Annotated in this window: 26 protein-coding genes and 1 pseudogene; 11 read left to right on the top strand and 16 right to left on the bottom strand. The window is 34.0% G+C overall.

Going from position 1 to position 20,952, the window contains the following annotated elements:
* Window positions 1-285: 285 nt before the first annotated feature.
* The 10 genes and pseudogenes from B5473_RS05895 to B5473_RS05850 all read right to left on the bottom strand — a co-directional run bounded on the left by B5473_RS05895 (window position 286) and on the right by B5473_RS05850 (window position 6,973).
* Window positions 286-810 carry a DUF3916 domain-containing protein gene (locus B5473_RS05895; RefSeq protein ID WP_079524060.1) on the bottom strand — a complete coding sequence of 175 codons (525 nt, stop codon included), beginning with the start codon at window positions 808-810 and terminating at the stop codon, window positions 286-288.
* 44 nt (window positions 811-854) lie between these two features.
* Window positions 855-1,064, bottom strand: a pseudogene (locus B5473_RS21190) (colicin E3/pyocin S6 family cytotoxin); the annotation flags it as partial.
* 580 nt (window positions 1,065-1,644) lie between these two features.
* Window positions 1,645-2,862 (bottom strand): hypothetical protein, encoded by a 1,218-nt coding sequence (locus B5473_RS05885; RefSeq protein WP_079524058.1) that lies wholly within the window; start codon window positions 2,860-2,862, stop codon window positions 1,645-1,647.
* Window positions 2,859-3,329, bottom strand: a complete 471-nt coding sequence (locus B5473_RS05880; RefSeq protein ID WP_079524057.1) for a hypothetical protein — start codon at window positions 3,327-3,329, stop codon at window positions 2,859-2,861. The genes B5473_RS05885 and B5473_RS05880 overlap by 4 nt, the downstream gene beginning before the upstream one ends.
* A 12-nt stretch (window positions 3,330-3,341) precedes the next feature.
* A complete protein-coding gene (locus B5473_RS05875; RefSeq protein WP_079524056.1) occupies window positions 3,342-3,668 on the bottom strand; it encodes a hypothetical protein in 327 nt (108 codons plus the stop codon).
* 30 nt (window positions 3,669-3,698) lie between these two features.
* Entirely contained in the window at window positions 3,699-4,835 is a 1,137-nt protein-coding gene (locus B5473_RS05870) for a hypothetical protein (protein WP_176142030.1), read from the bottom strand.
* On the bottom strand, window positions 4,828-5,301 hold the full coding sequence (locus B5473_RS05865; RefSeq protein ID WP_079524054.1) for a hypothetical protein: 474 nt from the start codon (window positions 5,299-5,301) through the stop codon (window positions 4,828-4,830). Before B5473_RS05865 ends, B5473_RS05870 begins: the two co-directional genes overlap by 8 nt.
* A 13-nt stretch (window positions 5,302-5,314) precedes the next feature.
* Window positions 5,315-5,644, bottom strand: a complete 330-nt coding sequence (locus tag B5473_RS05860) for a hypothetical protein (RefSeq protein ID WP_079524053.1) — start codon at window positions 5,642-5,644, stop codon at window positions 5,315-5,317.
* A 66-nt stretch (window positions 5,645-5,710) separates the two neighbouring features.
* The gene (locus B5473_RS05855; RefSeq protein ID WP_065217232.1) at window positions 5,711-6,607 is read right to left on the bottom strand and encodes a 5'-3' exonuclease; all 897 of its coding nucleotides are present in this window, start codon (window positions 6,605-6,607) and stop codon (window positions 5,711-5,713) included.
* A gap of 12 nt (window positions 6,608-6,619) precedes the next feature.
* On the bottom strand, window positions 6,620-6,973 hold the full coding sequence (locus tag B5473_RS05850; protein ID WP_079524052.1) for a hypothetical protein: 354 nt from the start codon (window positions 6,971-6,973) through the stop codon (window positions 6,620-6,622).
* 435 nt (window positions 6,974-7,408) lie between these two features.
* Here B5473_RS05850 and B5473_RS05845 point away from each other — a divergent pair, with 435 nt between their 5' ends.
* From B5473_RS05845 to B5473_RS05830, 4 genes are all read left to right on the top strand, one after another.
* On the top strand, window positions 7,409-8,365 hold the full coding sequence (locus B5473_RS05845) for a hypothetical protein (RefSeq protein WP_079524051.1): 957 nt from the start codon (window positions 7,409-7,411) through the stop codon (window positions 8,363-8,365).
* A 14-nt stretch (window positions 8,366-8,379) separates the two neighbouring features.
* The gene (locus B5473_RS05840; protein WP_065217229.1) at window positions 8,380-8,757 is read left to right on the top strand and encodes a hypothetical protein; all 378 of its coding nucleotides are present in this window, start codon (window positions 8,380-8,382) and stop codon (window positions 8,755-8,757) included.
* 47 nt (window positions 8,758-8,804) lie between these two features.
* On the top strand, window positions 8,805-9,272 hold the full coding sequence (locus B5473_RS05835) for a hypothetical protein (protein WP_079524050.1): 468 nt from the start codon (window positions 8,805-8,807) through the stop codon (window positions 9,270-9,272).
* 475 nt (window positions 9,273-9,747) lie between these two features.
* A complete protein-coding gene (locus B5473_RS05830; RefSeq protein ID WP_079524049.1) occupies window positions 9,748-9,987 on the top strand; it encodes a hypothetical protein in 240 nt (79 codons plus the stop codon).
* Window positions 9,988-10,275: 288 nt separating this feature from the next.
* Here the strand turns inward: B5473_RS05830 and B5473_RS20615 are convergent, their stop codons facing one another.
* Window positions 10,276-10,425, bottom strand: a complete 150-nt coding sequence (locus tag B5473_RS20615) for a hypothetical protein (RefSeq protein WP_176142029.1) — start codon at window positions 10,423-10,425, stop codon at window positions 10,276-10,278.
* Between the two features lie 633 nt (window positions 10,426-11,058).
* On the opposite strand from B5473_RS20615, the gene B5473_RS05825 reads away from it, so the two are divergent.
* From B5473_RS05825 to B5473_RS05800, 6 genes are all read left to right on the top strand, one after another.
* Entirely contained in the window at window positions 11,059-11,325 is a 267-nt protein-coding gene (locus B5473_RS05825; protein ID WP_079524048.1) for a CD3324 family protein, read from the top strand.
* Window positions 11,326-11,594: 269 nt separating this feature from the next.
* Window positions 11,595-12,359: a hypothetical protein gene (locus B5473_RS05820; protein WP_079524047.1), complete on the top strand. Its 765-nt coding sequence runs from the start codon at window positions 11,595-11,597 to the stop codon at window positions 12,357-12,359.
* A gap of 39 nt (window positions 12,360-12,398) precedes the next feature.
* Complete coding sequence (locus tag B5473_RS05815) at window positions 12,399-12,755, top strand: GNAT family N-acetyltransferase (protein ID WP_176142028.1); 357 nt, start codon at window positions 12,399-12,401, stop codon at window positions 12,753-12,755.
* A gap of 106 nt (window positions 12,756-12,861) precedes the next feature.
* A complete protein-coding gene (locus B5473_RS05810) occupies window positions 12,862-13,719 on the top strand; it encodes a hypothetical protein (protein WP_079524045.1) in 858 nt (285 codons plus the stop codon).
* A gap of 134 nt (window positions 13,720-13,853) precedes the next feature.
* Window positions 13,854-14,261, top strand: a complete 408-nt coding sequence (locus B5473_RS05805; protein WP_079524044.1) for a hypothetical protein — start codon at window positions 13,854-13,856, stop codon at window positions 14,259-14,261.
* Window positions 14,262-14,387: 126 nt separating this feature from the next.
* A complete protein-coding gene (locus B5473_RS05800) occupies window positions 14,388-14,729 on the top strand; it encodes a hypothetical protein (protein ID WP_079524043.1) in 342 nt (113 codons plus the stop codon).
* A gap of 1,093 nt (window positions 14,730-15,822) precedes the next feature.
* Here the strand turns inward: B5473_RS05800 and B5473_RS05795 are convergent.
* Window positions 15,823-17,396 (bottom strand): IS3 family transposase gene (locus B5473_RS05795; RefSeq protein WP_139377693.1). Its coding sequence is split into 2 segments (ribosomal slippage): window positions 15,823-16,757 and window positions 16,757-17,396, totalling 1,575 coding nucleotides; the frame shifts between segments, so codons are not numbered across the junction.
* A gap of 45 nt (window positions 17,397-17,441) precedes the next feature.
* The gene (locus B5473_RS05790; protein ID WP_079524042.1) at window positions 17,442-17,870 is read right to left on the bottom strand and encodes a hypothetical protein; all 429 of its coding nucleotides are present in this window, start codon (window positions 17,868-17,870) and stop codon (window positions 17,442-17,444) included.
* A 108-nt stretch (window positions 17,871-17,978) separates the two neighbouring features.
* Between B5473_RS05790 and B5473_RS05785 the strand changes: the two genes are divergently transcribed.
* Window positions 17,979-18,389 carry a hypothetical protein gene (locus tag B5473_RS05785; protein ID WP_079524041.1) on the top strand — a complete coding sequence of 137 codons (411 nt, stop codon included), beginning with the start codon at window positions 17,979-17,981 and terminating at the stop codon, window positions 18,387-18,389.
* Between the two features lie 123 nt (window positions 18,390-18,512).
* Here the strand turns inward: B5473_RS05785 and B5473_RS05780 are convergent, their stop codons facing one another.
* The 3 genes from B5473_RS05780 to ltrA all read right to left on the bottom strand — a co-directional run bounded on the left by B5473_RS05780 (window position 18,513) and on the right by ltrA (window position 20,829).
* The gene (locus B5473_RS05780) at window positions 18,513-19,148 is read right to left on the bottom strand and encodes a hypothetical protein (protein ID WP_139377692.1); all 636 of its coding nucleotides are present in this window, start codon (window positions 19,146-19,148) and stop codon (window positions 18,513-18,515) included.
* 29 nt (window positions 19,149-19,177) lie between these two features.
* Complete coding sequence (locus B5473_RS05775; RefSeq protein WP_079524039.1) at window positions 19,178-19,453, bottom strand: hypothetical protein; 276 nt, start codon at window positions 19,451-19,453, stop codon at window positions 19,178-19,180.
* A 101-nt stretch (window positions 19,454-19,554) separates the two neighbouring features.
* Window positions 19,555-20,829 (bottom strand): group II intron reverse transcriptase/maturase, encoded by a 1,275-nt coding sequence (gene ltrA / locus B5473_RS05770; RefSeq protein ID WP_079524038.1) that lies wholly within the window; start codon window positions 20,827-20,829, stop codon window positions 19,555-19,557.
* Window positions 20,830-20,952: the final 123 nt, after the last annotated feature.

Below are 20,952 nucleotides of genomic sequence, written 5' to 3'. Positions count from 1 at the left end.
GATAGCAAGACAGACGAATCCCTTGAAAGAGTTTCGAATGTTGCAACTCGATTGAGTGCTAAAGAAAGCCGATATACCAGTGGTTTCGGCAAATAGTCAATAAAAAAAGTAATCAAATAAAATATAGGTTAATTATATCTAATTAATAAGGCCGTTGCAATAAGTTATTTGAAGTAATATAGTTCAACAAATAATCAAACTTAATTATAAACAATATAAAAAAACGGAACAGTCATCAAATATACTGTTCCGTACTATTATATGCAAATCTGATAATCTTTTTATTTATAAAGAAAATACTTCTGGTATGATTTCACCTATAACAAAAAATCTATTTGTTATTTCATGTTCACGCCCGTCTTCTTCTTCAAGTAAAATCTCTTCAATGCTTACTACACTTACATTTTGAGGGTAATTGATATTCAGAGTTTTTTTAATATCATGCTCTGGAACAGCAACTTTCCAACGTTGCCACACTGAATTTCTCACATAAAAATCTCGATAACTTTCTAGATTTTTATGAATAATAATTTGAGAATTTCTAATTTCATCAGGATTAATTATTAATGTAATTAATGTATCAGCATATTCGGAAGGTTTGTTTTGAATTAAATAAATTGTATTATCAATCAGCTCTTGTAAAATATGGCTACGCACTTTATGTGAGTAATCTAATAAATCACTAGAAGCAGGCACATAATAATTGAAATAAGAATCATTATAAAATTCGATTGGAAACATCTTAGCGTTTTTTTGAATTTCCAAGATTACGTTACGAATTTTTCTTTTTAAGCCTCGTTGCTTCTTCATACAGTTTATTCCACCTTCAAATTTATTAACTAGAATACTTGTTGTTACAGTTTAATAGTACGACCTTTTACAGCCGGTTTATACATTTCGCCATTAAATGGATCCATACTGCCTAAGTGTTTGCCTTTACTATCATAGACTTCAATATCTTGGTGAGTATAATCCCATTCATAGTAGCGTTTTTTACTTCCGGATGCTCCGTTTGTTTTAATGCTTCCGCGATAAGTTTTAAAGCCTTTCCAAACATCACTATACTGTTTAAGAGACTTACCAAGTAATTTTACTACAACTTGTTTTCCGAATTTTTCTCCAGCTTCCTTTAAAGTGCCACGTACAAGAAATTGTATTATAGTATTAACTACAATTGGTATGACCATAGGTTGTATTTCAGAATCTTCGACATTAATATATTCTAATTCATCAGTTTCAACAAATTCTTTCTCGATTATAACGCGTTCTACAATGTCTTTGTTCTCTTGAATATTTCCTGCTGCGTAACCTACGCCTCCATAAGAAACAAATATACTTAGAGCTAATAGTATTGATAATAGTTTTTTCATATTAACACCCACCTTTGTTATAATAAGTAAACGATAACATATATATACTTTTATTTCGGTTAAGATGGTGGAACCTAAGAAAAGGTGTAATAACTATCTCAATAATATACAAATCCGACAAAACAAATCATTTTACGAGAATATTACAGCATACACATTAAAATGGTAAAAAAAAGACTGTGCCTCCAATAATAGCGGAAGCACAGTCTTTTAAAATATATAAACAATTTCGGATATTTTATAATACGAAATAGAGCATCTAAATTAGTTCTAATTAATAGAATTCACCAACGGTTACATTTAATGGCGTCAGTGTTTCATCGTCAAAATCGAGCCCCTCATACTTTTTAAACGATTCGTAGCCCCCATTACTTAGGTGACTGTTATTCGATGTGCTTAAAAATGCGTCTGGAAGCTCATCGCATGGAATCCCTTTGAAATTGAAGCAAAGTTGACCTGTTGAAAAAACGTTTGAAAACGGGTACTTGTAAAGCTGTGTACCTTCGTGAATCGATTTGTTACCTTTTGCGGCAGCTAATTTCGCGTCAATGACTTCGAAATGCTCATTAACGGTGATAGCAAAAATAAGACGCGGAAAACCAACTTTTTCTTTGAACATAACCGACTGAAATTTAGTAAAGTACCGATTTTTAGGTAAGTCGTAATAGAACACGTTCCCCTTATTCGTATGTGCCATAAATACGGCATTTTTAGGTAAAGGTGCAAAGAAGCGCGCTTCTTTTTGAGTAAAACGGTCTTTTTTACGACGTGCCAACTCGTCTTCTAATACAAATTGGTCTAATTCGGAAATCCCATTCAGAAGCCATGCTCGCATTTCATTAGGGTTAGATGGTGTTGAAACCTCACTTAAAGCTAATTTAATTAAGCTTTTCCTTAATGGGCTATTATGCTCGTTTGAAAGCAATATCTTTATTAGCTCCGTAAAAGCACTAACATGGGTCTGTGAAAGTTCTTCATTTGCCGATGCAAACTTTAATTTCGTTCCCCATAACATAATGAAATCCATTAATTGTGCTGTTGGCATTTCTTTAGCACTTGCTAAGGAAATCAATTCGCGTAAAGGGCCAGAAAAATCAATTTGATTTTCTCTTAATTTCTTGGACCACAACAGAATTAATTCATTGAAGTGTTCTACTGAAAAGTTTTCAGCATTTACTTCACAATGCTTTAGAATATTTTCAACATTAATCGCACGACTGGCATTAATCAGTTCACCGTTCAGGTATTCTAACATTACATCAACAAACTCACTCGCCTCGTTATCGACACTCGTAGCTTGTTCTAATAGCAATGAAAACTCGTCAATCCGGTCATGAATAAGTACCGATAAAAGCGTATCGATTGGTAAATCACTTGCAAACATTTTCTGTAGTTCCAAAATGTTTACTGTACGGGCACCAACCTTTAACTCGTTTTCATAACGCTCAATTACAGGGTTTTTATTTGGTTCAATATTAATTTTAATCGTCATTTTCTTTTCTCTCCGATCTCAGAACAATAGTTGTCAAATTTCAATAATTCTTTTGCAATCAAGTGATTTTCGAAGTCGTAGTCCTCTAAATGAAGATAGAGAAAACCATGATCCTCCCATGACGTACACTTTAATGATTGCAACTCCTTAAAAAGCAATTCTAATTTTTCATCTATTTCATCAAGCCCCAGGTCCTGAATACGCTCATAACTATACAGATTTATGCGTAGCGTATCGTTTTCCATATCAGCTTCTCCTATTCCAGTTTCCTCAATAAATTCCATTAATGCTTCCCATAAGTCATCGTAAAAGTAGCCGACAAACTCATTATATTGGTGAAAAATGCGGATATTTGAAGAAACAGGCCTCTTTGTATAGTCTTCAATCATCTTGCAAATGATCAATTTATCAATGGTTTTAAGCATTGTTACATGGTCGTCTTGTGATACAGCAGTATTAATTTTCATACTCTCTCGCTCCTAGAAGAATTTCTTTTTATTATTAGTCTTTAAGTGCCAAAGCTCATACAATGTGCTGTCGTCCATTAACGTATAATGGGTTGGTTCAGCATCTTTTTCACCCAAGCAAAATTCCATATCGCCCTCAAAATAAACAGAGACGCTACAAAGGTTTTCTCTAATCGCGAGTAAATCGTCTATGGTAATAGAATCAAATAGCTCTCTCATATCGCTAATACTTGCTCTATGATTTTTAGGGAAAGCTTTCATAAATTCTACTTGTCTTAAAAACGCTTCGTCATGTTCAGTACGCGGTTCATCAATAAAACCAACTAATTTGTCATACATATATTTTCCTCCAAAAATAAAGGATACGTTTTATAACGTATCCTTCAATTTGCCTTTTAATATTAATTTTTCATCGTCAAAATCAGCGTCTTTGAATTCCTTTAGGTAATCCATAGCACCAGAAGTTAAATGGCCCGTATTGTTTGCCATCAGAAATCCACTCGCTGCAAAGCTCATATCGTCAAAGCTAAATGTACTTTTCTCTCCCCAACAAACCTCTCCACAGGAATAAACGTTAGAGTATGGATATTGGTAAAGCTCTGAATCGCCATTGAATTGCTTGCCATCGTCTTTAAGTGCATATACACGCATGCTATGAATAAAACCAGCACTATTTACAGTGTAGAAAAATGCTAAACGTGGGTGTCCGATCTCCCCAATAAATTGATTATGGAATTTGATACGATAACGTGCTTTTTTCAACTCAAAGCCATACACTGTACGCTTATTCGTTTTAAAAACGTATGAACAGCCAGAAGGAATAACCCCTTCAAAGTCTGTCACTTCATGGTCTGTAAGAACCTCACGCGTACTTTTAACAAACTCGGAATAATCAGTAGGTGAAAACCCAGCAATTATTGAATACAGCAGGTCTTTTTCAACTTCTTGCTGCTGCTTCGTTAATGACCGATACATAAATTTAAACATCGACATTCTAGCTATACGTAATTTCTCATTATTCTCTTCGTTTTCAACAACAGGTGTTTGTAACAACTGGCTCATTAGATTTTTCGTTAGGTCTAACATGTTGGCATCGAATTGAATACGAGAATCCGCAGACAATCTTTTCATAAACTCATTCAATGTCCTTGTATCAATAGATCGGAACGTCCAAACGTTCTCCACGACAGCTCTAAAAATTTTAACGAGTCCTGGGTCAAGTTCGTTATTTTCACCTGTATTTAAAAAATGACTAGGTACATGACGTATGACAGTCGCTAAAAAGTCCTCAAAAATTCCTTCATCATGCAAATTTGAAAGTGAAGATTCGAAATCCCTGTGCTCTAATAATAGTGACATTAAAGCACCTGGAGTTAAGTTCGCTGCCATACTCCCAAAATAATCAGCGGGTAACATTTGGCGTGAACCAACCTTCGTATCATTTTCATAACGTTCCATTTTGATATGTTTATTATCCTCAAAAATAGCAATTACTTTATTAGTCATTTTTCTCATTTCCTTTTCTTAAAATTAACTCGTAATATTCCTTAAAAAATTGGCATGGTCTACCACGATAGTAGTTCATATATAGGGTTACACCTGTTTCTGAATAAGTCTCAAACTCAACTGGCTCACCGGTTTCCTCGTCAAGAATTTCCTCATAGTAAAACTCGGACCAACCATCACAAAGTGCTTCAACAAGTGACTCCATTTTGTTACGAGGCAAGTTTAGATTTAAATGTAAGTAGCCTGTTTCATCGTCCCACTCGAAATCGGAGTTTGTAACATGTAAAAATTCAAGTAAATCTTCTAGATACCCCTCATTTTCGTCACTGGAAGACCCCATATAAAATTGCAAATCCCATTCAATATTTAAGAGCTTACAAACCTTCGCTATCATAATTCGTGATAAAGAACGAATAATAACGTTCTTGTCACCACTACCAATTGCACTTTCATAATAAAAAGCCATATACTTTTTCTCCTTAAAAAAACTTCTTTTTCGATTTTGGTCTAAGATAATAGTTCGTCGCGTCGGATATATTAGCAGCGTTGTAAAATTCGTGTGCTAGCTGATACACTTCAGGCTCGGCAAATTCATTTTCTTCATACTCGCCAGCCTCGTAAGTGTACATTTCATACACAAGATCAAACGTATTGATTAAATCGTCTAGCGACCAATCTTCCAACTGATCCTCTATATCAGAAGAGTGTTCGTATTTACCGAAATACAAGGTTGAAATAATCTCTACAGATTTATTTGTGTAAAGCCCGAATTCGTTTTGTCCCCAAATTTTATCTACGTCAACTTTCATAAAAAATCTCCTTCAAATAGCAAAAGGAAGCACATTTAAAATGTACTTCCTCATACTTTCTTATAATTAGAAACGATTTAAATAAATGCCAAGCGACGAGCACACGCTTTTAAGCCCGTACTCTGAAAAATGATATCGTTGGACCTTTATAAATTCATTTATCTTTAATGTCGTTAAAACCTTGCAGAATGCAGCTGTTTCCACACCCACTTCATCAAAATACTTTTCGTATCTGAATAATGGTTTAGGGAAAGGCTTTTTAATCGCTTCGATTGTTCCAAAATGTTCAATCAACGATTTTGCACCTTTTTCACCGATTCCTGCAACGCCTTTTATATTATCCGAGCTATCACCAGCCAATGCCTTTACATCAACAATTTGAACTGGCTTCAAGCCCCATTCTTCCTCAAAACGTTCAGGAGTATAATACACATCCTCTTTTCCCTTACGTGCAACAACCGTCACTTCTGAGCTAACTAGCTGTAGAAGGTCTTTATCGTTACTTAAAATGTATTTATGTCCGTTTAAATTGTTTGCGGCACTCGCGATTAGATCATCGGCCTCTAACAATTCATCCGTAAATACAGGAATTTGAGCATGACTTAAAACCTCTTTTAAAGTTTCCATTTGTTCTGTTAAACCGGGTGGTGTAGGTTTAGAATCTCGATTGGCTTTGTACTCGGGGTACAAATTCGCTCGGAAACCGCGCCCTTTATCAAAGAAGAACACTAATTGAGCATTTAACTTCTCTTGATATTCTAGCACCATGTTTAAAGCGAGACGTACAGCTGGAATAAGCTTTCCGTCTGGTGAACGCTTGTCAACTTTCTCTGTCACATAGTAAGTACGGTTAATTAAATTATTCCCGTCTACTAAAATCCAGTCATTAAAAAAAGGTTTCTCCTTTAACGTATTGTCTTTGTTCATGCGGATAAGTTCGTCAAATAAATTCATCTGTAACATAGTAATCTCTCCTTAAAATAGTGTAAACTGACCTGTCGCCTCAATAAAATCAGGCTTTTTAGCTGATTTCGGTTGTGGAGCCGACGGAGTTTCTTCAAGTTCAAATAAAAATAAATCGTCATGTTGATTGGTAGCAGTTGGCTCAGGAACAGTGACAGGAAGCTCAAAAAGCGTTGGCTCAGTAACTTCAACTTTCTCTGTTTTTACCTCTTGCTGTAAGTCATTACGTAGATCGCGGTTAAGATAAGCACCGCAGAATAATTTTTTGTTAGGTTCTGTAGTATCAAATACACATGCACCTCGCCCTAAATCACACTGTTGCCAATATGCGCAGCAACTAAATCTCGTATAATCCTTGTTTTCCAATAGAAAGCACCTCCTAAATTTTTAAAGCATTTTTAAGCATAAAAAAACGCTTATTTAAGAGATTGATGGGTTTTTAGACATAGTAATGCCTAAAGATCAATCGCCTAAATAAGCGTTTTCGAGTAATAATGGCTCAATCCAATGGCTGAGCAAAAATAAAAAAATAAGTAAAAGTAATAATAATCAAAGTATAGCACGAAACCTTATTTAAAAAAACTTTATTTTAATACAAATATTTGATACGCTTTCATTATAAATATTGTTATTTTGTTATTATTTCTTTTTCCTCTATCCATTGGTATAGAGTTCCTTTTTTTGAAATCAAGCACGCTAAAATTGGCTTATTATGCCCTTTTTAGCGTGCTTTTTTTTATTAGACAAAAAAACATTATTTATAGAAACTGACGAGAACCTATTTTTAAGGAGTTGAATTGTATGCTTAAACCCTTAGTAGCAATAGCAGGACTATACATTGTATTGGTTTTGCTTGATTTAGCACAAGGTACGAATTACAAACACATTTATTCAGATTTTATTATGGAATGGTGGCAGGTCTTACTCGCTTTATACATTTTACCTGCCGTACTGAAGGTAAACAGAAAATACAAATACAAGGTGTTCGACACACTTCGTTTAAAGCAATTTAAAGCCGAAAACAAACGCTTTAGATTTACGAGCGAAATGTCCTCACTATTGACTTTGTACTTACTGGAACCTCCACGTGCGCACAATCCAGAACTTGGCTTCATAGCAAGCGACAAATTCTATAAAGAAGTCGTTACTGCTTTCCACGAAAAACTAGCCAATGCTTCACGCGCTACAAAATCTACCCCTGACAAAAGAGCTTTTCACTTACTGATAATCGGTCCCAAACTTTTAATCAGACATTTCATTTATCTAGTAGCCCCTTTCGCATGGATCTTCTATGTAAAATTACAGCTGCAACTTACGTTCATATCGGACTGGCCAGTAATCACATTGCCAGTTGTAATCGCGTTGTTCCTTCGAACAGTCTACTTTGTGCAAGCAAACATCGTTTACTCGCCAATTGAGCTAAATAAAAAGCTTGTAGCAAATGATATGAATGAAAGCACACCGCTACACACTGTATTACCAAATACAGCACTAGGAAATGAAATCGTATCTGCTCAAAAGGTTGAGGCAGAGTACCGCCAACGTTGCTCATTTATTAGCCGAAACATACCGATTCCTGAACATGTTGAGCCTTTCCGCCATATATATTTCCCACATGAAATATATCCAACGAATATAAAGCTCAATACAAGCCAAATGAAGCCTGTTCCGAGTAATCATCAACAAGTGCAAACCAATGACGAAAACACCGCGCAGGAGAGCTTATATGCTTCTGTCGTAACGATTAAATTAGGTTAAGGAGAATATAGAAAATGACAAAAGTATATTTATTAGTAAGAGCAGGCGTAATGTACACAATACCGCATGAGGATGTTGAATTATCAATCAAGGCAACCAAGAAATCCAAGCTGGAAGTGTTAGCCCAACATATTGATCGAGAACACCCTCCCCTTATAACATTCACTGATTTAGAAAATAACTTCACTGTATTATCAGACGATGACGGCTTAATGGCTGGCGAACACTTATATATGGTGAAAGATATTGACGACCGCGTTTACCACATTCCCGGCACATGCATATTTGCAAAGTTAGATCAGACACATAAAGTCGTACCTCTAAACGACGAGGACTTGGCTTATTTACGAGCAAATGTCCCCCTTCGTTGCTGTGCAATGCCTGAAATGTAAGAGACAGACCATACAAATAACAGAACCATATTAAGGAGATAGAAAACATGACAAACATTAAAGAAATTTCAAAAGCCGATTATTTAGAGCAACATTATGAGCATGGTTGGGATCATTTAGCGTATCCGATGCTACGACTGTCGAGCGTGGTTGGTATCACAATGGAACTAGGTCGTGACTTTGGCTATGGCGATAAAATAATCTTCGGTATGATTTTAGACAATGATTATTACGTAGCATTTTCCATGAATGATGAAGATTTAACGATACAAAGTGCCATTGTTCATGATGAATATGATAATGTCATTTGTCGTGGTAAAGTAAATTGGCTGAAAGAAGATGATGAACCTGTAAACATGGTTGAAAAATTAACCGGTTATTACAATGCCTATGCCAAGCTATACGATGTAGCACCATTACAAAATCATGGAGGTTGGCTATTAAAAGATATGACGGTAAAACATACCGATGAAAATATGACGGAAATTATTGAGCATTTTATGATTCGCAATTAAAAAGTAAAACGAGCTGCAGCGTCCATGTTGGAATTGCTGTAGCTCGTTTTTTATTCATTCGGACAAATATTTATATTTTAGTACAATGACATAAGCTCTAACCCCTACGCCGTTTAGAATACCACTAAGCGATTACTGTTCTTTTTTATCGCCTTTAAGTGCAGCCCTTTCAGAAAAGCGTTTCGAATGTTGTACACCCCAATCTGGCCCTAACATTAAATAAAGCACTTCTCTTATTTAAGAAAAGCGCCCAGATTGTGGAATACTACTAAATAATATGTTCGAATGGCTTAATAACCTTTTGATTCTAAGTAGTAGTACAAAACCATTCCAATCAACATATTTATAAGATTTACTAAAACCACTGCTATCAGTATTATTTCTAAAATCCTAACCATCCCCCCCATATTTTGGTTTAAGTATGTTATAATTTCATAAAAATTTTCAGTAATTTACTGAATTGGGAGATGATTACTTGAATATAAAAACTTCATATCAAGCAGCAGTTGAACTAAACGTATTAAATTGGGATGCTATTAACATAGGTGAGACAATTACCGAAGTTAGAGACTCACAAAAAATTTATACAAATGACTTAGTTGAAATACAACAAGTTGTAGATTTTGGTCGAGTTACAGAAAGGTCACATAAAATACTTGTTATTTTTAACTTAAAAAGGGATTTAGATAATCTCGGAGAAAAAATAATACTATGAGTTGTTTTCAACATCGGGAACAATAGCTTATCCTACATTTATAAAGGACTTTTGCGTAAAATAACACAGAAGTCCTTTTCGTAGTCTCCCTTCTGTGATAACGATAGTTTCTGAATCAGCTTCTAGCTTCCATTTATTCATTAACTCAACTCCTTACTCAACAATTTGGTTCAAATAAGTAATACCATTTATTAAGATGGAAACTAAAAAAGACACAATTCCTTGATATAGAATTGCGCACGATTGTTGAATACTCATAAGATTCTCTTAGCTGGTTTTGTTCAATAATTAATTAAATAATTTTAATGAACTGAGCCCCATAACATAACCTCCACCAATACCAATCGCTATGCCAAAAAGTGTCCATTGTGATATGTAAATACCGAATAAAAATAAAAATAACCCCAATAATCCTAATAGACCTATTTTTTTATTCATTAATTATTAGTCTCCTATTCCCTAGAATATTCTCACAGCATCCTCTGTCACTAAATTATAACAGTTATTCTTCCACTATTCTGACCGTTAGTTAATTGTAATACTTCATAATCTGAATTGCTTTATACAATATGTGATTTCCTCAACAATATGGCCCTATAACGGATAAACGCGACCTTTTTATTGAAGAAACGCGCCCAGATTGTGGAATAAGGGTTCGTCATATTCATGTGGTCTACTACCTTACATAAAAAAGAAGCACAAATACGATTTTGAGTACAGGACTAGAAAATTATGTTACCAAACGTCGGTTTGGGTGCATCTATACTCTGTAAATAGATAGTTGATATGTATTTTAGTTTAATGAATTCTATTATTCTGATTTATTGCAATTTTATTCGTATATTCAGTTATAATAGACAATATTAGTTTTGAAAAATTGGTTTGGAGGTGAAATTGACAATGACATTACATAACATCAGGCTTACTAGTGTTGAAACCCATGCAAAGTCTATTATTAGAAAAGCGAAACTTTGCATGGGCATTCATCATAAAATTAATCGCTCAACTACTTTTTAATAATATGGCTTTGCACCTTATTTATTTTTAATTCAAAATAAGGGAGCGAGCTTTATGAATTATAAAAACGCAAACGAGGTTATACCTCAGCATCTATTAACTGAAATCCAAAAATATGTACAAGGTGAGACCATTTACATACCGAAACACCCTATAACACGTAAGAAATGGGGCTCTAAAAGCGGGATCCGAGCAGCCATTGACGAGCGTAATTTACAAATTCGACAAGCCTTTTCAAATGGTGAAAATGTAGAGCAGCTAGCCATAACCTATTTTTTATCTATTGAAACGATTAAGAAAATAGTTTATGCAAAAAAATAGATATAGTTATACATCTTATTAGGCTATCTAGCTAAGTGGCTAGATAGCTTTTTGTCATTGTAGGTAGAAAACAATTACTAACTATTTTTTACCTATCAAATATAAATTAAGCACGCTATCCTAGAAAGAGATTCGCAAATGAAGGAGCATAAGCCGATGCAAATGAAACCATTACTAGTTATTATCATTGTATATTTTTCAAGCATCGTACATACAGCCAAATTTACTATATTGAGAAGTAATTAATACGTAAGGAGTTATCAAAATACATGAAACAAATTTTTGCATTTGAAAGTATCGAGGAATATAAAAATAATGCCGATAGCATAGCCATTTTAAATAATAAATTAACACAATATAAACAACGTCTGATTAACGAATTTGAATTAAAAGAGCTACCTAAAACAATTGTATGGACAACGAGCGAAAACGCCATGACTGTTTTCTCGAAAAAACCGGTTCCGGCATATACGAACAAGGACACAATTTTTATAACCCCTAATGTGGAGGACTGGAAGGAGTTTTATCTTTCTCTTTTAGAAAACGAAGGGCTACCTTCTAGCGATGTAATGAGACAGTTAAAGCACTATTTTCAATCTATGACAATTGATGATGTTTTTTGTGTATTAGCTCATGAATTAACACACCACATTGAGCTATTTCCAGATGAATTTGAGGATGCGCGAACTGATAGCATTTGGTTTGAAGAAGGTATGTGTGAATATCTATCTCAAAAATTAACATTAACGGAGCAGCAATATAATGATTTAAAAATAGTTGAGCAGCTAATGATTGATCTATTCAAGAATAAGTACGGCAACTTCTCTTTAGATGCATTTGGTACAGGCAGCTACAATGAATCATCTGTTGCATCCGTCATGTTAAATTATTGGCGAAGTTCGGCGGCAATTCATTATTTAGTAGAACATTGCCATAGTGGCGATGTCATGAAAGTATTTAAGCTTTATCATGAGTGGCATGAAAAAAGATGCGAAACATCGCTAACCGAATTTTTTGGCGTTAGCCATTTTTAGCCGACTCGAATCATTCAATAAATTTTAGGAAGCAATCTTTTGATTTGGCTAAAAGAAATTAACGAGGACAATTTTGAAGAATGCTTACAATTACATACGAGCGCAATAGAGGCTGGACTTGTCGATAGCGTTGTGCTATCTCTAGCTGAAGCGTGGCTGCTTTACGACGGTGCTCGCCCGTTCGCTATTTACGAAGATTCTACAATGGTCGGCTACGTTTTAATGTATATTGGCAATAATAACCCTCAAATTATTAACTTTTTAATTGATGATCGCTTTCAAAAAAGAGGGTACGGAACGGAGGCAGGTAAGCTTTGTATCGATTATTTATGCACAAATTATGAAGCGAAACGAATTTCGTTACCAGTAAAGCCGGAAAATAGAAACGCGCAGTAATTTTGGCTACGCCTCGGCTTTCAGCTAACGGATGATTTAGAAAGTGGTTATCGTTATATGCGGTTATATGTGAGAGAAAATGAGCCTATTAATAAGGAGTACCATCATGAGTAATTATTCGAGCATTATAAACTTAGCTCATATGCATCAATATAAAATCGATGAACAGCTAAAAAAGTCTTTACAAGACGTGTACTGGCGTATTGAGTCCAACCATTATCACGACTTAATTGCTGAAATTGAAGGCCAAACAATTAAAAGTCTAGGCATAAGTTGGGGCAACCCCAACCACCCACTTGCTAAATATATTCACTTTTCTAGTAATGCGACAGAGGAATTGCTGAACAAAATGCTTACGATTCAAGCTCCTTATGATCGAATTGTTTTTTCATGCTGGGAAGATGAAGTCGAAAAAATAAAGCTTTTGCAGATGTTCCCTTTCCAACTTTTCCGAAAAACGTATATGGAGAAATATGAGATACACACGTTGGTAGAAAAACTAGACGACATAGCAGTACCTGAAACATTGCTTTCGCTCAAAAAAGTATTAACACAACCTTCGTTAGAGGAAGAATTATTTAAACTTTTGAAACACAGCTATGAACAAACTCATTTAGATAATCCTGCACAAACAGAAGATTGGCTCGCTTGGAAAGAGAAATTATTAGAGGACAATCCCGATTTAGAGTTGAGTTTTGTCGCTATTGAAAATTATCGGGTTGTTGCTTATCTATTCGTCCATCCTATTGATGAAAAACATTATGAAATGGGTTGGGTCGGTCAACAAGGGAATGTGAATTTGCTACCTATCTTAAAGAAACAGCTTATCTCCTTACAAAATAAAGGTATTAGGAGCGTAGAATTCGAAGTTGATACAACAGACTATAACGCTTGGCAGTTTGCAGACTTATTGGATTTAAAATCAAAAAAAGGTTGGTACTCTTATATTTTTAAAAATAACTAATTAACCTTGAAAGTTCCCAAACATCGCTTTGGGAATGTTTTGAATTATAATTAATAACATATTCCGATTGCATAAATTGCAACTTTTTTCTATATATTTTGTCTATTTAATCATTGAAGAAAAGGAGGGTGTATGTGAAGAAAATTATAAAAATAAATCTAATTAGTATCCTATATGCTTTATCATTATTTATTGCAATTGAACTTATAATCAACGTATATCGTATTAGCAGGATAACTAGATGGAATTTAGATGCTGTTATGATGATTATTCCTGTAATTATCTTAGTAGGACTTATATTATCGACACTATTAGTTATATTTCTTACAAAAAAATGGGTGTTAAATAAAAAATTCGGTTACTGGTTAGCCCTTATCTGGTGCCCATATTTTATTCTTTTTTATTATTTATTTACCTATTTGTTTCCCCTAAGTTCTGGTGAAACATTGTTTCCAATCTTTAATATTTTGATATATGGCATTATGGTGTTATATCCATTCTATATATTAATTATTAACCGATATGTTACATTAGAAAAATAAATCTAATGATTTTTTTATTAGTTTGTATTCAAAATAACGTTCCCAAATGACACTTTGGTAGCTTTCTTTAACTAACAAAGCAGTTTAGTTCAATAAGGTCTGATAAAATCCATGTGGAGGGGAAAAATGATATCTAAAATAAAAAAATTTGTTAGTTATTTTATATTTAAGATTGGACTGAAATCAAAACAAAATTCGGTGGGATGGACAACCTTTGCACCATTAAAAATCGTACCTGAATATACGAATATAGATTTAGAGAAAAAACAAGTTACAGGGGTAGTGAAATATAATGGTGAAGTATATTTAACTGTATTTGTGGATGTTCAAAATAATAAAACAAAGACAAAAGGAAGTTTGAGAAGGATTGCTGAATTAACAAAACCTTTTAATAAAAATAACTATATTGAAATGATTGAATCTAAAGCTAGATATTTAATTGAAAATGGAATAACAAATTCAAAATAATATTACGCTAATCGTTAACTTCTAATTTAATAGACGGGGGTTTAATTCAACAAGAACTAATAATGTATACATAAATAAACCGAATAATGTTCCCAAATGAAAGTTTGGGGACGCAAAAAAAACAGACAAACGTTATTAAATCAACGTTTGTCTGTTTTTTTATGGAACATTGTTTATACGCTATTTTATGCAAGTCTCCTAAACCCTTGATATAAGGGCTTTTTGCTTACTGGGTATGATCTTTAATTTGCATAAAAACTTGTATAGCCATTCTTTTATCGTTATAAATCTGCATCTTTTTTTTACACTCCCCCAAAAAAATGTTGCTCCACAATATGGCCCTATAACGGAAAAACGCGATCTTCTTATTGAAGGATCGCGCCCAGTTTGTGGAATAAGGAGGACACCTTATTATTGTTACCAAACGACTTATTGAGGACTTTATTTCTTTAATCGATTGCTTTCAAAAATAAATGAATTATAATTTAAATAAATCTTGAGTTGCTTGGAGTTAGTAAATGAAAAATAATAAAAGAGAAAGACAGGACGGCATTTTTATTGAGTTGTTAAGGGAGCTTACCAGTTCCATATTATTTGTAGTGGCTTGGAACATTTTAATGTTTGTACCTAAAATGATTATTCGCTTATTAAAGAACATTTGGTGAGTTAGTTAGGGACTCTAAGCTAATGATCATAGGGAACCAAATCCCTTATTCAAATGATATATATGGTAATGTAATGTGGAAGGGAGTTAAAAAATTCTACGTTTATAAACATTCTTTTAATTTTATAAACAGTTGAAGAAAGGTGGATTAATTTGGATAAATTTATAAAATTTATTGTTGCAATATCTTTAGTTATTTTAGCTATAAATAGTTTCTTTATATCTTCATATTTAAAAAATATTGTAGAATTAATGGCAGGTCTAGTTAATTCACACTAATAAAATATTACTTATCGAATTACATAAAATTTATATTCATCTCCATACAAAAATTGCATTCCCAAATGTTTTGAGTCAAAAGAAAAATCAGTAAACGTTGTTGTATGAACTGCACCCTGTCAAGTAGACAGTGTAAATAATAAAAATGCTTTAAGCGGCTTGAGACCTGAATTCTATAGGACTCAAGCCGTTCAATGTTTCTTGATATCGTTCGTTGTTATAGAATTTTATGTATGTATCAATCGCATGTTTTAACTCATCGTACGTCTCAAATTTTTGTAAATAATACTTCTCTACTTTTAGAGTCCCCCAAAACGCTTCTATCGGTCCATTATCAATACAGCGGCCGACTCTCGACATACTATGTGTCAGATTTGCTTTCTCTATGATTCGCTTGAATTCTTTTGATGTATATTGATATCCTCGATCACTATGCAAGATAGGAAACTCCTTTTGATTTAACTGGCGTATAGCTGGTTTAATGGTCTTGAAAACTAAGTCATTATTATTTAAATGTCCTAATTTGTAACTTACAATCGACTTGTCATAAAGATCAATAATCGCACTTAAATAAGCCTTTTTACCATTTCCATACTGGAATTCAGTTACGTCTGTACACCATTTTTGATTTGGCTTTTTGGCCGTAAATTTGCGTGCTAATACGTTCTCAGCTGTGTAATCTGGCGTTACCTTACGGTACTTTTTCGGACGGCGTCGAATAACTGCCTGTAATTCGGAAATTTGCATAAGACGATAAATACGTTTTTTATTTACTTTATTTAAGCCCTCCATTTCTCTTTGGCGATTGATTGTCATCGTGATTCTACGATAGCCGTAAATACCATTTACTTGTTTATATAAATGATTAATGGATGCTACTAACTGTTTGTTTTCCAATTCTTGCGATGTAGGCTTGCGGTTTAACCATTTATAATAAGCTGCTCGTGATACGTTAGCTAATTTACAAAGTAATATAATCGGAAATTTTTCTTTTTCTGCTAATTCTTGAATAGCTAGATAATGACCCTGCGTACGAATTTTACTTAACGAAGCCTCCTTTCGATTTCCTCTAACTTTTTTAAAAGTAAATTTTCAGCACGTAATCTTTCATTTTCACGTTCTATTTGTTGGATTTTTAATCGTAATTTATCTTCTGGTGTACGTTCATCTACTGATTTTATTCGCCCACGGCGATCTTCAAGAGATTCTTCGCCACCAACTTCAAACTTCCGTACCCACTGGTATACTTGTTGGTAAGTCACATTATATTGAGTTGCCGTTTTTTTATAATCCTTTTGATTCTTTAGACAAGTTTTCACAATTTCAATTCGTTCTTCTAGAGTAGTTTTTCTTCCTTTAATCATAGTTTGGCTCATCCTTTGATTCGAGTCTTTTAATTCACTATGACTATTATAATTTTTTAACCACTTATTGAATACTGAGTAACTACTGATTCCATATTTGATAATAATTTCGTACTTTGAATAGTCTCCTGTTAAGTAATCTTCAATAGCGTTTTTTTTCAATTCTTGTGGATAGATTGTATTTTTCGCAGGACGAAGTAATGCGTTTAAGCCTCCAAATTGATATTTAGCCTGCCATTCGTATAATCTACTTACATTCAGATTAAACATGCGACAAATTTCTCTTACAGAATAATGACCTTCCTCTAAATATTTAAGAACCAAAATTTTGGTATCCAATGAAAATCTATTATTAGACAAAAAAATGCCCCCATTTCGTTAAACAGATTATATTTTTTAATCTGTCTACTTAATGGGGAGCATATCAAATTGAGTGCTACCGTAAACGTTTTCAACTTGATATCCATTTGCCCATTGCATGTGAGCCATGAATATATGACAATATCTCTCACTAGTCAATCGTATTTTTGAACCTGCATCACTTGTGGCATTTTGATCTGACCATCCACTACTGCTTTGAACTTCAATATCACTTTCGTTAGTAGAATTTTCAATTACCTCAACGGAATTTATTGAACGAGCATCTACACCACCCCGACATTGTCTATTCGCTTCAAATTTTACTGCGTCATTCAGTAGTTCTAGACTATAAGGCTGAATTAACTCATCTGAAGTACCTTCCATGTTGTTTATCTCTGACATTGATGCCTTAGTAGGAGTCGATACCGAGATAAATGTAATAATCATTGTAAAAATTACTATTAGTTTTTTCATATAATCCCTCCTAAAAGTATTTTACTATAATTACTATAAAATGTAAAATATATCAATTTTTATTGATAGTGTATAATGTTTATAGACTATCCAATTGGGAGGTAAATAATGAAAAAAGAAATACTTAATTTTGATTTTACAAATGGTACTACAGTTAGTGAAGATGATGTAAGTTTTTATTTCAATGTAATAAATGACGATGCCTTGTTTATTCAATTTGTAAGAATATACTTTGAAGAAGTTGAGAAAAAATTATATGTTTTATTTGATATAAAAAATAAATTTGAACAAAATATTCTCGTAAAATTTGGAAGAGATGAGAATGAAGATGGTGAAACAATTGAGTCATTAGAAGTTCCGTCAATCCTTATCAAAAAAAATGAATTAAAACAAAATGTTATAGGTTATAACAAACTAGGAGATCTTGAGCGTTCTCTTTATATAGAGATTAAAGTATTTAATGAAGCTCAAACTGAAATTGTCAGGCATTTAGGTTTTAATATAAAATTCTTCGCCTAATACAAAGGTATTTAAAATAAATTTTAACACCTAAAATAAAAAGGATTGCTACGATTTCATAATGAAGCGTAACAATCCTTTGTTATATTTTTTAAGTAAAATTACTCGTTATATTTGGCTTTTTCATATAAAGCTATGATTTTCATGTTCAATCCAGTTCAAATAATGCAAACTCATGGATTCCTCCATATGAAACCTTTCACTTGTGAAAATGCAAATAGTAAGTAATTGTTCAACCTTTTCAATGACGCTCTGAAGCTCAGGCGTCCATTCTAAGCTGTTCCACTCGGTTAAGGTGATATACAAGTCCTCCATATTTACATTACTCTCATAACGCATTTTAACCATGCTCTTAACGAAATGTGCTGCATGTTCAAATGACATATCAAATATTTTTGAAACACTGTTTAATAAGCTATGAAATTCTTGATAAGCCATGTTTGCGTAATCGACGGCCATATCAAACTCATATTCACTAAATGCTTCATTCATCATTTGCTGTTGCCATTGGATACGCTCTAATCTCCCCGATAAATCTTGGTACCAACGTTCTTTTGAAACGAGCTCACGTACCTTTTCAAGTAGATCGTCATACGTCACTGTAAATGCTAGTAGCCCCTTACTGCTTTTATGCTCTAACTTTTTATAGCCAGCTTTCAAGTAGCAATAACCCGCATTTGAGGATTTCACACTTTTCTGGTCCACATACGTAAGCAAAGTCATTGGTGCATTGTCCTTTTTGAAATGTTCAAAGGTCATTAATGAAGCAAGGATAATTAAATCACTGCTCAAATGCTCACTTTCATTACGAAATAAGGTGCATTCAATCGCTGAAAAGCAATCGTCACGAAATTTAGAGTACCAACCAACAAAACAGCATCACCGGCAGCTGTACGCAATACGTAATTCTTTCCTGGTCGGCAAAAACTCGTGGCCCCTACTGTCTGCCTAGAATAATGGCGATCGGCTAATTGGCGACAAGTAACATCTGTCTTTTTCGTCACCTGCCATAAAGTGTGTTTTCCATCTATAAAATCTAGCATTAATTGATAATTAGTCGTCATAGTTCATCTATCTCCTTAATCGAGTAGAGAGAAAATAAGTTAACTTATTTTCGCCCCTCTCACAACACCGTACGTACGGTTCACGTATACGGCGTTTCAATTTATATTACAGTGTAGACTTCTAAGTACCGTTCTAAAGCAGAGGGTATGCCCCTCTGCTTTAACCTTTTATTTGAGATTGCTCTTTGAACAACTTTCGATAATCCGATATACCGATAACCTTTCCTACAGTATGTTAAGCCTTTGGCTTCTTCTTCAGGTATCCCTAGTTGAATTAACGACTTTATCTGTTTCCTCGGTACTTTCCATTGTTTCCAAATGATTACCCTTATTCTTGAGCGTAACTTCTCATCAATTCGGCCCATTGCGGTTTTCATATTTGCGATTCTAAAGTAATTTACCCATCCAAATATGACTTGTTTTAGTTTCAATATTCGGTAGTCTAACGGTATGCTCCAGTTTCGCTTTGTTAGTTGGCGAAGCTTTCTTTGAAATTTCTGCACTGACATTGGATGTGGTCTTACTTGATAGTTCTTGTTTTTGGAATCGAAATAATATCCAAATCCCAAGAATTTCAAATCTTTTGGGCGAGCGATTTTACTCTTTTCTACATTAACTATCAATCCTAATTTCTTTTCTATAAACCTCACGGTTGATTCCATCACTCTATTTGCGGCTTTCTCACTCTTCACGAAGATAAGGGCGTCATCCGCGTATCTCACGAATTGGAGTCCTCTACTTTCAAGTTCCTTATCTAGTTCGTTCAACATAATGTTACTCAACAGTGGGCTGAGGTTTCCTCCTTGCGGAGTTCCAATTGGTGTTTCTTCATATTTGCCATTTACCATAACCCCACTGACCAAGTATTTCCTTATTAAAGAAATGACATCTCCATCATCTATTGTAGTGGATATAATTCGCATGAGTTTATCATGGTGGACAGTATCGAAAAATCTTTCAAGGTCAATGTCCACTATCCAATCGTATCCGTCATTCAGAAATTCCAAACTCTTTATAATTGCCATCTCACAACTTCTTTTTGGTCTAAAGCCGTAACTGTATTCACTGAACTGTTTTTCAAATATCGGACTAAGTACTTGATGTATAGCTTGTTGAACGACCCTATCCACTACTGTTGGTATTCCCAGTTTGCGCATCTTTCCATTTTCTTTTGGGATTTCCACTCGTAAGGCAGCTTGTGGTTGGTATTTTCTTGTTCTGATGCGCTGACGTAGCTCATCTTTATTCTCTTTCAGATACTTTTTCAGTTCATCAACCGTTATTCCATCGACCCCACTTGCACCTTTATTTCTATAGACGCGTAAGTAAGCTTCATTCATATTTTGGTTACTTAGAATCTTCTCCAATAGTTGCACACTCGTTTCTCCTTCCCTCTCACGTAGTAAGTAATATCTCCATTTTGGTTATCCTTTGAGATACGCTCATGCTTTCACCATTAACACATTCGGAGTTCGTCACTTACGCATTCGTGGCGTTGA

This window comes from Solibacillus isronensis (assembly GCF_900168685.1).
Lineage (GTDB): Bacteria > Bacillota > Bacilli > Bacillales_A > Planococcaceae > Solibacillus > Solibacillus isronensis_A.
Note: the sequence above shows the minus strand (reverse complement) of the source record. Positions and strands in the feature narration are given on the sequence as shown.

What these genes read in the sequence shown, in the direction of transcription:
- B5473_RS05895 (WP_079524060.1), bottom strand. Translation starts at nt 810, where the DNA reads ATGAAGAAGCAACGAGGCTTAAAAAGAAAAATTCGTAACGTAATCTTG.
- B5473_RS05885 (WP_079524058.1), bottom strand. Translation starts at nt 2,862, where the DNA reads ATGACGATTAAAATTAATATTGAACCAAATAAAAACCCTGTAATTGAG.
- B5473_RS05880 (WP_079524057.1), bottom strand. Translation starts at nt 3,329, where the DNA reads ATGAAAATTAATACTGCTGTATCACAAGACGACCATGTAACAATGCTT.
- B5473_RS05875 (WP_079524056.1), bottom strand. Translation starts at nt 3,668, where the DNA reads ATGTATGACAAATTAGTTGGTTTTATTGATGAACCGCGTACTGAACAT.
- B5473_RS05870 (WP_176142030.1), bottom strand. Translation starts at nt 4,835, where the DNA reads ATGACTAATAAAGTAATTGCTATTTTTGAGGATAATAAACATATCAAA.
- B5473_RS05865 (WP_079524054.1), bottom strand. Translation starts at nt 5,301, where the DNA reads ATGGCTTTTTATTATGAAAGTGCAATTGGTAGTGGTGACAAGAACGTT.
- B5473_RS05860 (WP_079524053.1), bottom strand. Translation starts at nt 5,644, where the DNA reads ATGAAAGTTGACGTAGATAAAATTTGGGGACAAAACGAATTCGGGCTT.
- B5473_RS05855 (WP_065217232.1), bottom strand. Translation starts at nt 6,607, where the DNA reads ATGTTACAGATGAATTTATTTGACGAACTTATCCGCATGAACAAAGAC.
- B5473_RS05845 (WP_079524051.1), top strand. Translation starts at nt 7,409, where the DNA reads ATGCTTAAACCCTTAGTAGCAATAGCAGGACTATACATTGTATTGGTT.
- B5473_RS05840 (WP_065217229.1), top strand. Translation starts at nt 8,380, where the DNA reads ATGACAAAAGTATATTTATTAGTAAGAGCAGGCGTAATGTACACAATA.
- B5473_RS05835 (WP_079524050.1), top strand. Translation starts at nt 8,805, where the DNA reads ATGACAAACATTAAAGAAATTTCAAAAGCCGATTATTTAGAGCAACAT.
- B5473_RS20615 (WP_176142029.1), bottom strand. Translation starts at nt 10,425, where the DNA reads ATGAATAAAAAAATAGGTCTATTAGGATTATTGGGGTTATTTTTATTT.
- B5473_RS05825 (WP_079524048.1), top strand. Translation starts at nt 11,059, where the DNA reads ATGAATTATAAAAACGCAAACGAGGTTATACCTCAGCATCTATTAACT.
- B5473_RS05820 (WP_079524047.1), top strand. Translation starts at nt 11,595, where the DNA reads ATGAAACAAATTTTTGCATTTGAAAGTATCGAGGAATATAAAAATAAT.
- B5473_RS05810 (WP_079524045.1), top strand. Translation starts at nt 12,862, where the DNA reads ATGAGTAATTATTCGAGCATTATAAACTTAGCTCATATGCATCAATAT.
- B5473_RS05800 (WP_079524043.1), top strand. Translation starts at nt 14,388, where the DNA reads ATGATATCTAAAATAAAAAAATTTGTTAGTTATTTTATATTTAAGATT.
- B5473_RS05790 (WP_079524042.1), bottom strand. Translation starts at nt 17,870, where the DNA reads ATGAAAAAACTAATAGTAATTTTTACAATGATTATTACATTTATCTCG.
- B5473_RS05785 (WP_079524041.1), top strand. Translation starts at nt 17,979, where the DNA reads ATGAAAAAAGAAATACTTAATTTTGATTTTACAAATGGTACTACAGTT.
- B5473_RS05780 (WP_139377692.1), bottom strand. Translation starts at nt 19,148, where the DNA reads ATGACCTTTGAACATTTCAAAAAGGACAATGCACCAATGACTTTGCTT.
- B5473_RS05775 (WP_079524039.1), bottom strand. Translation starts at nt 19,453, where the DNA reads ATGACGACTAATTATCAATTAATGCTAGATTTTATAGATGGAAAACAC.